The organism is uncultured Kiloniella sp. (genome assembly GCF_937128705.1).
Taxonomy (GTDB): Bacteria; Pseudomonadota; Alphaproteobacteria; order Kiloniellales; family Kiloniellaceae; genus Kiloniella.
This window is the reverse complement of the sequence record NZ_CAKZMP010000246.1, coordinates 1-9,325: the sequence shown is the minus strand read 5'-3', so window position 1 is coordinate 9,325 and position 9,325 is coordinate 1. Positions and strand designations below refer to the sequence as shown.

Below are 9,325 nucleotides of genomic sequence, written 5' to 3'. Positions count from 1 at the left end.
CGTTGGTGTACCATGTTGATCTAAATAGTGCGGGCTCGCACAAAGCAAGCGTGGAACATTACAAACCTTAAAACCATACATATTTGAATCGGTAGGAGAGCCATAACGCAGGGCAATATCGACCCCATCTCGATAAAAGTCGATATTACTGTCACTTAGGCTTACCTTTAAGGTGATAGCTTTATGGGTTTGCATAAATTCATCTAACCAAGGCGTAACAAGGTTACGACCAAGATCTGATGAAATAGCAATACGTAGCTCTCCATCAACTACTGCTAAATCGTCTTTTACGTTTTTCTTGGCTTGCTCAAGCATCTCTAATGCTTGCTGGCAATGCGGAATATAACGTTCTCCTGGCCCACTTAAACGTAAACTACGGGTTGTTCGAATAAATAACTCAACACCTAGCGCTCGCTCGATACGCTTAATGGCAGCACTTGCCGTAGCCATTTGCATATCTAAGCTGGCTGCAGCGGCAGTTATACTACGAAATTCTGCTACTTTTAATACGACATGTAAGTCTTCTATCTGCATATTGTCAAAAAATTATTGATAATGATTCAATTATTATGCTGTTTAATGATAATTAATCAAGCGCTATTATAAAGCCAAGTTAAAACGTAACCATGACACAAACAAGTGAGAAAGATGATGAAAGCTATTGGATATACCCAGTCGTTACCTATAAGCAACGTAGATTCTTTAATGGATATTGAATTACCACAACCGGTTGCTACTGGACGTGATTTATTAGTCAGAGTTGCTGCGATAGCTGTAAACCCTGTTGATTATAAAGTACGCCTTAAAGCCGCACCTAGCGAAGGCGAATTTAAAGTTTTAGGCTGGGATGCGGTTGGTGAGGTAGTGGCTGTTGGTGAAGATGTTAGTGAATTTTCATTAGGAGATCACGTCTATTATGCTGGTGATATTACTCGCCAAGGTAGCAATGCAGAATATCAATTGGTTGATGAACGCATTGTTGGCAAAAAGCCAAAAAGTTTATCTCACGCGGAAGCGGCTGCATTGCCACTAACAGCAATTACGGCATGGGAAATGTTATTCGAACACTTAGCCATTAAACAACAGCCACCAACGAGCAAAGATAAATCAGCAGAGGTTATTTTGGTGGTAGGCGCTGCCGGCGGTGTGGGATCAATTTTCTTACAATTAGCAAAAGTGATCACAGGTGCAACCATCATTGCAACGGCTTCTCGTGAAAGCTCGCAACAATGGGTGAAAAAATTAGGGGCAGATTATGTTGTTGATCACAGTAAAGCCTTGAAGCCACAAATTGATGCGTTAATTGCCAACGAAGGGGTAGGTCAAGTTACTCATGTCGCAAGTTTAAACAGTACAGCGTCATACTTTGACACGTATATAGATTTGCTAGTGCCATTTGGCAAAATAGCTATGATTGATGATCCTGAAACACCACTCGATATTATGAAACTTAAAATGAAAAGTTTGTCATTTCATATTGAGTTTATGTTTGCACGTTCAATGCATCAAGCTGCAGATATGGATGAGCAGAGCCGATTGTTAAATCAAATATCGTCTTTAGTTGATCAGGATTACATTCAAACCACGAAGGGAAAGCATTTAGGCACGATTAACGCGACCAATTTAAGAACCGCACACCAAGCGTTAGAGTCTGGTCAATCAATAGGCAAGATCGTGTTAGAAGGTTTTTAAACACTCTATCATCTAAAAATTAACACCAAGAGAATAGTGTGACATTAGGTCGTTATTGCCTATACTGTACACATGACTGACTGATGGTCATTTAAAATAATAAGGAGATTTCACCAGCCATGCTATTCCCTCTTCAAGTTAAAGCCTATAAAGGTGTAATGAGCGCCATAAAACTAGCCACCAAAATAATTCCTATGCCCAAACCGACATTATTTAGCGGCGCAGGGGCCTCACTGGAATTATGCGACGCTATTGCGCAAATGGGCATTAAAAGAGTGATGGTGGTTACAGATTCAATGTTGGTAAAACTGGGGCTGCTAAAGGTGAGGTAACTATATCCACCGCCAATGGGAATGCGTCGATAAATTGGCCTAAAGGTGAATTATTTACAGAAGGCAAAAGGGTTTATTCTTCACCTTATGCTGTAGGAAGTATGTCTTTGGTAAATCAAGATGCAAAGACAGTTATCACTCATTTAATGGGGCTTCTAAAACAAGAACCCACTTTAGATGACTTAACCCAAGCACTTGCCGAGACAAAGCTAAATGAAAAGCACCTCGAAAAGCTATGGGAAAGCATTGAACTGGACGGCTGGGATACTGCCCATACCAGAGCAAAAAACAAAGGTACTGAGTTTAAATCCCAGTGGGGCTATCACACCGGGGATAACTACGGAGCAAAAAAAGCAGATTCATGGGTGCCTGACGGATGGGATGAAGCCCTTGCCACCAACAGTAAAGAGAACTTGGAAACGCTTGTAACAGCGGCACGGGCTGAACTGGAAGATGCCATTTCACAAAACGCTGTGAGCGTTGACGCTTTGGAACGCCTTAGAGATACAGCAGAAAAACTGGAACACAGGAAATCTGATGTATCCGATGCTGAAAAAGCAGTTCAAAAAGTTCACGCAGAACTTCAAGAAAAAGAAAAGTTACGCGATGACTTACCTGCTTGTGAAGTTAAAGATACTCACGAGTGTCCCAGCTGTAATACACGTTTGATCATTGATAAGGTTTTTAAAGGCAAGACACATCTTAAGATAGCCGAGAACATCAACAAAAAACAGCAGGATGAACTGCAGACACAAAGAGCATCATTAGATGGTCAAGTAGCAAACTGCAAAGGTAGATTAAACGAAGCTCAAGCTGTTCTAAATGCAGCCCGGGTAGATGTTAAAGAATCAATGGATGCAGTCGAAAAGCTATCAGAAGTAGATAAAAAAACTACGAGTAATGCGGCTGTTGATGTCGATCAAAAACGCGAAGCTAAAGCAAAGGCTGAACGGAATCTGAACGCTTTTACGGCTAAAACAGAAGCAGACCGTTTACATCGTAACGTTCAAGTGAACCAGGTGATCATTGATGCTCTTGATCAAAAAGGGGTTCGTAAAACTGCTTTAATCCGAGCTCTTAAAATGTTCAACACTGAAATAAACCATTGTTGTAGCTTGGCTGGCTTTGGAAAAGTTGAGATTACAAATGATTTGTCATTTGAGCTTGAAGGAAGAAGCTATTTCTTACTGTCCGAGAGTGAACAATTCAGAGTTCGAGTTGCGCTTCAAGTGGCAATTTCCCGACTGGATAAATCTGCTTGTTTAATTATTGATGGTGCCGACATTTTGGACCCATCCGGAAGGAAGGGGCTGTTTATGATGCTCCATAAAATGAAGCTCAATGCCGTGATCGGTATGATGCTTTCAAAACCAGAATCATCACCAAACTTAAAAGCAATTTGTGGCGGTGTTTCTTATTGGCTGCAAAACGGTAAATCTACCGAAATACGGTAATAAAGGAAAAGTGATGCGATTATTAAATGGTGCAATTGTTGAGGCGACAGCAAAAGGATTAAAAGAGGTTGAGTCCATAGACTTGGCTTGGTGCTTGGGGGCTGTCGTTAAGTTTAATGGTGCAAGCCCTGCAAATTACAGCTACGCCCAATCATCTGTGAATTTGGCCCAACTGTTGAAGAAAAAAGGGTTCAACCAAGACACAATAAAGTGGGCCTTATTAAGCCCGGCGTGGGTTCTTTTCCTAGGAACCATTTCTGATAATGCGGTTCGCATAAATCCGGAATTAGAAAAAACTATAGATGAAACTCAAAAGCTGGTTTCAGATCGTTTCGGTATGGGGGCATTTGAGCCAGAAACTTATGCTTTAGAAATTGCTCATGCCTTGTTTGATGCAGAGCAAGCTAACTTCTTTGGCCTACCAGATTTAGTAGAAGGTACAACAGAAGAAATCCTAAAAGAAACAAACTTTAAGTTTGGTCCAGTTCTATCGACACCCGATGCAATGGCGTTATGGCTCCAATACTGGAACGGTCTAGAGGATCAGGTGGGGGGTGGTCATGGCTAGAGCCACCAAAGAAGACATCTGTATTGGCGAAAATTTAAAACGTATCCGTCAAGACAGGGGGAAATCCCAACAGCAAACAGGTGAGGGTGTTGGGGTTACCCAAAATCAAATCAGAAAATATGAAGTCGGGCAGGACAGAATTCCATCTGGTCGCTTGGTCCTTATTTCCGAATTTTTAGATACACCCGTTACTGAATTTTACCGTGGCACATCCAAGGTATCTGCAATAGATGCCGATGCGGTCAATTCTGCACGGAAAAGCAGGGGAGCTAAGTCATGACCCATCATGAAGAAGCACAAGAAGCGGTGAGTGATGCCTTGGCATTATTACCAGCGGTTCAGGCAATTGGTGGTGAGGCTGTAGAGCCATTAATTAAAAAACTAATTCATAAACTACACACTGCTGAAAGCCACCTAAAGGCGAGTATTTGCCTTAACCCCGTTCAGTTGGCTGAACGATGGAATTTAACAACGGCGACACTGGATAACCAAAGAGCAAATGGTAGCGGACCTTTGTTTTTTAAACCTGGAGGGCGTGGAAAGAGAGGCGGCAAGAACCTGTATCGCATTTCTGATGTCGAAGCATACGAACAGGAAAATACTTTTAACAGCACAACGCAAGTTCAATACAGGGGAGCAAGGTAAAATGAAGTTTTCAATTGAATCAATCGCCCTGAAAGCTGCATTAACTCGGCTAGGAAATGTTGTTCAAAATAACAGCAAAATTCCTATTTTGCATTGCGTTCATATAGAAGCAACTGACAACAAAATTGAATTGCGTGCCTGTGATTGTGATCAATTTGTTTCTGTTATTTTAGAAGCAGATGTTAAAATCAATGGGCTTACAGTACTTCCTTTTAAACAGTTCAAATCTGCCTGTGAAACAGCTTATGCCGACAGGGCAAAATTAACAGTACAGGTTGATGACAAGACGGCAAATCTGACAATGGACGGCGATATGCCGTTCTCTTGGTCTTTTGCGGTGCAGGATTTTGAAGATTACCCATCGTTTCCCGATGTTGAAACTGGTCGGGCAAGCTTTTCTGTGACTGACATACAAAAGCTGTTGGGCAATGTTGCTTTTGCTATGTCTAATGAGCCTACCCGATACTATCTAAATGGGGCATATCTTCACCTTGAAAATTCCGATTTGATAGCAGTCGCAACTGATGGGCATAAACTGGCTATTCAAAGAATACAATTCCCGCCTGAAACTGACACCAATCAGTTTACCACATCAGGGCAAAATACGTCTGGTATTATTCCTAAAAAAGCTGTTTCGTTTATCCTTAAAAATCTCCCAAAAAACGGTAGTAATGAACCAGTAATGTTGTCATGGAATCAGCATTACTTGAAATTCGAAGCACCAAATTTTGTCCTTTATACAAAGTTAGTTGATGGAACTTTTCCAGACTACACGAGGATCATTCCTAAAGAAGATTTTACCACCAAGGTTCAACTGGAAAGATCGGTGATCCTTCGGGCCATATCAGCATTCTTAAAATATGGGGACAAAAAAGAAGCAACTGATATTCGAATAAACCCAACGTCCCTTGACCTTAAAAAACGTTGTGTAGAGCACGGTGAAATTTTTTGTCGGATAGCGGGGGTAACCCAGGGCAAAGATATAGAGATTTGCTTTAACACTTCTTATTTAGCGCAAATTTTAAAAGCACTTCATAGCGATAAAATCAGCCTCTCGATCGAGAGTGACCATTCTCCGGCACGGCTCACCAATCACAATGATGACAGTTATTTGTGTGTTGTGATGCCGATGCGATCAAAAGGGGTGTGGTAATGGTCGAAAAATTCATAACTCCTGCAGACTTACCCACGGATTACGAGCGTGAATTGCTTATAATTTTAATGGAAGAATGCGATGAAATATCGCAACGAGCCGCAAAGATATTGCGCTTTGGGGCCTTAGAAGTACAGCCGGGGCAGATATTCGATAACGTCGAGCGTATGTGTCAGGAGATAGGCGATTTTGAATGTGTTCGTAACCTTCTTCATCAACAGAACTTAATCGATAAAAAACGTATTCCTTATGGCTATGAAAGAAAGAGAGGACAGTTAGCCAAGTACATGCAGACCAGCAAGCCAACAGGGGGCTGTGATGGCGCATAATACATCTTCGCACGAAAAAGAAATAAGGGATGCGGTTGTTATTAAGTTACGTGAACTGTTCCCATCGGCTCGAATTATCCATGAATTAAATACGGGACATGGCAGCAACAGGGTCGATCTTGCCGCGGTGACAACTTCACAGATAATCACAGCAGAAATCAAATCCGAGAAGGACACATTGAAACGGCTACCTCGTCAGGTGAAGCAGTTCAAGTCTTGTAGCCATGTCACAATAGTAGCTGCACATGCAAAGTTCTTTGAAACCTTTAGTTATTTTAACAATCGTGACCTCGGGTTTAGGGCCAAAGAACCATTGGCCGCAGTTAATGCCTTAGAGTGGTGTTACCCCATTCCTGATTATATTCGTTATCCACATGTATGGGATATCCCGGCTTCTCAATATCGTAACCCTGATACTAGGGAAGTTTTAAAACTTCTATGGCGTGAAGAACTGATTACAGAATCAAGAAAGCACGGGATTTCAGTCAAAACTCGGGACACTAAAACAGACCTAATGAATGCCATGTATCTGCATATGACCGGCCTTGAAATATCTAAGGCGGCTTGCCGACAGTTAAGGCAAAGAGAGTTTGCAGAAGCCGATCCCCAGATAGGAGCGTATTGATATGAAGTCATTATGCTGGACTGCTGTAGCGATAATCATTCAAGCAACGCTTTGGATTAATTTCTACAATTTGGGCTATCAAAATGCCCAATCCCTAGAGCAAACAATGGCCGAATTCCGAGGCTACAAAGAAGCCATCACCAACATGACACTTACCACCGAACCAAACGATTTAGCCGGGCTTTGCATCATTGTTGAGGATTACCTGGCAGATGAAAGGAATGCACTATGACTGATGATAATATCCTAGACGATTTCACTGTTGAACCTGAACACAACAAAGAAACGTTGATCAAATACTTACAAAAATACCCCCATCTATCGAATAGACTTATCGAGCTATATTTTGAATTTTTATGGCAGCGATTAGAAATTGACGAACTTACGGAAGAGGATAAGCGACAATTTGAGGTTCTAATGAATGAGATTTCAAATAAACCAAACACCTTCACCACCCCCGAGGTTGAGGAAATAGACTTTGTTGAACCATCCGAAGATGAGCGGGGCCAATGGTTAGAGGCAACAACGACTTATGTTTCAGGACTTGAAGATTGGTGCTTCAAATTACTGGCTCAAGAAAAGTCTTCGCGCACCACCATCCAAAGCCAGCAAGCGGAGATTGAGCTGTCGAATAAAGAAATTAAAGGGATGGATGCCTTAATTGAAAGTCAATCCAGATTAATCGGAGATGCTTGCGCCAGAATAGATGAGCTTGAGGGGGTTTTAAAAATTGCCTTGTCCATGAAAGATTACGCTGACTCATGGGATTACAAAGAGGTTGAAGATATGGTTGAAGCTGCCAAACAAGCCCTCGCCGGAACAGGGGAAGTCAGCCCGTGGAAGCCGATAGAGACTGCGCCTAAGGATGGGACCCAAATTATAGTTTTTGGTGTGCATTTTTACAACGGTCCATACATGCTTATTGCCTCTTATGATAATAACGAGAAAGCTTTTATGCAGTCATGTCATTCCCCAACTGGGCATGACTTTTTGACCCACTGGATACCTCTACCACCAGCACCAGAGGGCGAGTGATGATTGAACACCCCGTAAGTGATCACGCTCTTGTGCGATATATGGAGCGCGTTCTTGAGCTTGATGTTGATGGTATGCGCGACTTTATCCTTACCAAAGACATTAAAGCCGCCATGTCCACAGGCGCGAAATCAGCCAGCATTGGCGAGTTCAAGTATATTTTCAAGAACAACAAACTCGTCACAATTCACGGGCGTAGTCGGGAGGATGGGTAGAAAATGTCTAAGCAAGCTTCTGTCACAAAAGCAGATATGTATCGTGCTATGAGCGCCGCCAAGCAAAGCGGGATGGTCATTCGTGAATGTGTTATGACTAAATCAGAAGTGCGGCTTATATTTTTAGAAGTTGACGAACCGGACAAGCAAACAGACAATCTCAAGCCCAAGGAATGGTGAGAGTGGATCGCGTGAAGGTTAATTACCCCGGCTTGACGATTGAAAGGTTGCCTTCTGGCAATCAGCGCCTTCGCGTCAGGGTTGAGGGCAATAAGCACAAGAAAATAAAGCTTCACATCCCACTAAATCACAAAGATTTCAATGAGCATTACCGGGCAGCAAGGCGGGGCATTGAAACAAAGCCCGAAAACAAACCCGAAGACAAGACCCTCCGACATTCGGTCTCCTGGCTAACTCATAAACACATCGCTTTTCTTGAGAGGGAAGTTGGAGCAGGACAAATGTCGCCCCTCACCTTAAAAAAACGTAAAGGCTTTATGGCCCGATTGCGTGGTGAGTGCGGTGAATACTCTATGGAAATTCCTACCTCAGAGATTATTAAAATCCGCGACAAGATGGTTGCAACACCCGCCTCAGCCGATTCTATGGTTGAAGCCATCAGAGGAATGTATAGGTGGGCGGTTGATGTTGGGATAATGACAGTAAACCCCGCCATTGGAATTGGGAAAATTGACAGAGGCAAAGGCGGCGCTATCCCTTGGACAGTGGCTGATTTAAAGGAGTTCAAAAAGAAGCACCCTCAAGGCACTACGGCTCACCTTTATCTAACCCTACTTATGTTTACCGGATGCCGAATTGGTGATGCGACTGTTTTAGGGCGTCACAATGAATTTGAGCGCCATGGTGTGAAGGGCTTAGGCTGGCAACCAAAGAAGAAAGGTTCGGCCTATGTTGAAATCCCTATGTTGCCGCCCCTAATCAATGCAACGAGAGAAGCTAAGGTGCAAGGCACTACCTATTTGCTAACGGATTACGGCAGGCCTTTTTCCACAGCCGATTCACTCGGACAAAAAATGAAGAAGTGGTGCAAGGAAGCGGGCCTTCCTCACCTATCAAGCCACGGCATGAGAAAGGCTGTCGGTCATCTGTTAGCACAAGAGGGATGCACTCAATATGAGATTATGTCGATCCACGGACACACCGAAGCAAAGACGTCTGAGGTCTATACAAAAGGTGTCGAAAGATGGAAGCTTGCAGCTAATGCAATGCAAAGATTAAAGCATATGGATTGGTAAAAAGAAAGTATAAAAAAACCC

General features: G+C 42.7%; 15 protein-coding genes. 14 read left to right on the top strand and 1 reads right to left on the bottom strand.

Annotation, left to right across the window (positions count from 1 at the left end; translation table 11 throughout):
- Positions 1 to 534 (bottom strand): LysR family transcriptional regulator (locus tag Q0241_RS12835; protein WP_299378041.1); only part of this gene is annotated, 534 nt, incomplete at its 3' end.
- Positions 535 to 651: 117 nt separating this feature from the next.
- Between Q0241_RS12835 and Q0241_RS12830 the strand changes: the two genes are divergently transcribed.
- The 14 genes from Q0241_RS12830 (at position 652) to Q0241_RS12765 (ending at position 9,304) form a co-directional block, all read left to right on the top strand.
- Positions 652 to 1,692, top strand: coding sequence for a zinc-binding alcohol dehydrogenase family protein (locus tag Q0241_RS12830; RefSeq protein WP_299378043.1), 1,041 nt, complete (start codon positions 652 to 654; stop codon positions 1,690 to 1,692).
- Between the two features lie 119 nt (positions 1,693 to 1,811).
- Positions 1,812 to 2,024, top strand: coding sequence for a hypothetical protein (locus Q0241_RS12825; RefSeq protein ID WP_299378038.1), 213 nt, complete (start codon positions 1,812 to 1,814; stop codon positions 2,022 to 2,024).
- Between the two features lie 101 nt (positions 2,025 to 2,125).
- A complete protein-coding gene (locus Q0241_RS12820; protein ID WP_299378036.1) occupies positions 2,126 to 3,478 on the top strand; it encodes a hypothetical protein in 1,353 nt (450 codons plus the stop codon).
- 13 nt (positions 3,479 to 3,491) lie between these two features.
- Positions 3,492 to 4,046 carry a hypothetical protein gene (locus tag Q0241_RS12815; RefSeq protein ID WP_299378033.1) on the top strand — a complete coding sequence of 185 codons (555 nt, stop codon included), beginning with the start codon at positions 3,492 to 3,494 and terminating at the stop codon, positions 4,044 to 4,046.
- Positions 4,039 to 4,326, top strand: coding sequence for a helix-turn-helix transcriptional regulator (locus Q0241_RS12810; protein ID WP_299378030.1), 288 nt, complete (start codon positions 4,039 to 4,041; stop codon positions 4,324 to 4,326). The genes Q0241_RS12815 and Q0241_RS12810 overlap by 8 nt, the downstream gene beginning before the upstream one ends.
- Positions 4,323 to 4,691, top strand: coding sequence for a hypothetical protein (locus Q0241_RS12805; RefSeq protein ID WP_299378027.1), 369 nt, complete (start codon positions 4,323 to 4,325; stop codon positions 4,689 to 4,691). The genes Q0241_RS12810 and Q0241_RS12805 overlap by 4 nt, the downstream gene beginning before the upstream one ends.
- A 1-nt stretch (position 4,692) precedes the next feature.
- Positions 4,693 to 5,844 (top strand): DNA polymerase III subunit beta, encoded by a 1,152-nt coding sequence (dnaN, locus tag Q0241_RS12800; RefSeq protein WP_299378025.1) that lies wholly within the window; start codon positions 4,693 to 4,695, stop codon positions 5,842 to 5,844.
- Complete coding sequence (locus Q0241_RS12795) at positions 5,844 to 6,173, top strand: hypothetical protein (protein ID WP_299378022.1); 330 nt, start codon at positions 5,844 to 5,846, stop codon at positions 6,171 to 6,173. Before dnaN ends, Q0241_RS12795 begins: the two co-directional genes overlap by 1 nt.
- Complete coding sequence (locus Q0241_RS12790) at positions 6,163 to 6,798, top strand: hypothetical protein (protein WP_299378019.1); 636 nt, start codon at positions 6,163 to 6,165, stop codon at positions 6,796 to 6,798. Before Q0241_RS12795 ends, Q0241_RS12790 begins: the two co-directional genes overlap by 11 nt.
- A 1-nt stretch (position 6,799) precedes the next feature.
- Positions 6,800 to 7,030 carry a hypothetical protein gene (locus Q0241_RS12785; protein WP_299378016.1) on the top strand — a complete coding sequence of 77 codons (231 nt, stop codon included), beginning with the start codon at positions 6,800 to 6,802 and terminating at the stop codon, positions 7,028 to 7,030.
- Complete coding sequence (locus tag Q0241_RS12780) at positions 7,027 to 7,833, top strand: hypothetical protein (RefSeq protein ID WP_299378013.1); 807 nt, start codon at positions 7,027 to 7,029, stop codon at positions 7,831 to 7,833. The genes Q0241_RS12785 and Q0241_RS12780 overlap by 4 nt, the downstream gene beginning before the upstream one ends.
- Positions 7,833 to 8,048, top strand: a complete 216-nt coding sequence (locus Q0241_RS12775) for a hypothetical protein (protein ID WP_299378010.1) — start codon at positions 7,833 to 7,835, stop codon at positions 8,046 to 8,048. The genes Q0241_RS12780 and Q0241_RS12775 overlap by 1 nt, the downstream gene beginning before the upstream one ends.
- 3 nt (positions 8,049 to 8,051) lie before the next feature.
- A complete protein-coding gene (locus Q0241_RS12770; protein ID WP_299378009.1) occupies positions 8,052 to 8,228 on the top strand; it encodes a hypothetical protein in 177 nt (58 codons plus the stop codon).
- A gap of 2 nt (positions 8,229 to 8,230) precedes the next feature.
- Complete coding sequence (locus tag Q0241_RS12765; RefSeq protein ID WP_299378006.1) at positions 8,231 to 9,304, top strand: tyrosine-type recombinase/integrase; 1,074 nt, start codon at positions 8,231 to 8,233, stop codon at positions 9,302 to 9,304.
- The last annotated feature ends 21 nt before the right edge of the window (positions 9,305 to 9,325 follow it).

Bases quoted from the DNA above. Each gene is read 5' to 3' on its own strand.
- Q0241_RS12815 (WP_299378033.1), top strand. From the start codon at position 3,492: ATGCGATTATTAAATGGTGCAATTGTTGAGGCGACAGCAAAAGGATTA.
- Q0241_RS12775 (WP_299378010.1), top strand. From the start codon at position 7,833: ATGATTGAACACCCCGTAAGTGATCACGCTCTTGTGCGATATATGGAG.
- Q0241_RS12785 (WP_299378016.1), top strand. From the start codon at position 6,800: ATGAAGTCATTATGCTGGACTGCTGTAGCGATAATCATTCAAGCAACG.
- dnaN (WP_299378025.1), top strand. From the start codon at position 4,693: ATGAAGTTTTCAATTGAATCAATCGCCCTGAAAGCTGCATTAACTCGG.
- Q0241_RS12805 (WP_299378027.1), top strand. From the start codon at position 4,323: ATGACCCATCATGAAGAAGCACAAGAAGCGGTGAGTGATGCCTTGGCA.
- Q0241_RS12795 (WP_299378022.1), top strand. From the start codon at position 5,844: ATGGTCGAAAAATTCATAACTCCTGCAGACTTACCCACGGATTACGAG.
- Q0241_RS12810 (WP_299378030.1), top strand. From the start codon at position 4,039: ATGGCTAGAGCCACCAAAGAAGACATCTGTATTGGCGAAAATTTAAAA.
- Q0241_RS12790 (WP_299378019.1), top strand. From the start codon at position 6,163: ATGGCGCATAATACATCTTCGCACGAAAAAGAAATAAGGGATGCGGTT.
- Q0241_RS12830 (WP_299378043.1), top strand. From the start codon at position 652: ATGAAAGCTATTGGATATACCCAGTCGTTACCTATAAGCAACGTAGAT.
- Q0241_RS12780 (WP_299378013.1), top strand. From the start codon at position 7,027: ATGACTGATGATAATATCCTAGACGATTTCACTGTTGAACCTGAACAC.
- Q0241_RS12825 (WP_299378038.1), top strand. From the start codon at position 1,812: ATGCTATTCCCTCTTCAAGTTAAAGCCTATAAAGGTGTAATGAGCGCC.
- Q0241_RS12770 (WP_299378009.1), top strand. From the start codon at position 8,052: ATGTCTAAGCAAGCTTCTGTCACAAAAGCAGATATGTATCGTGCTATG.
- Q0241_RS12820 (WP_299378036.1), top strand. From the start codon at position 2,126: ATGTCTTTGGTAAATCAAGATGCAAAGACAGTTATCACTCATTTAATG.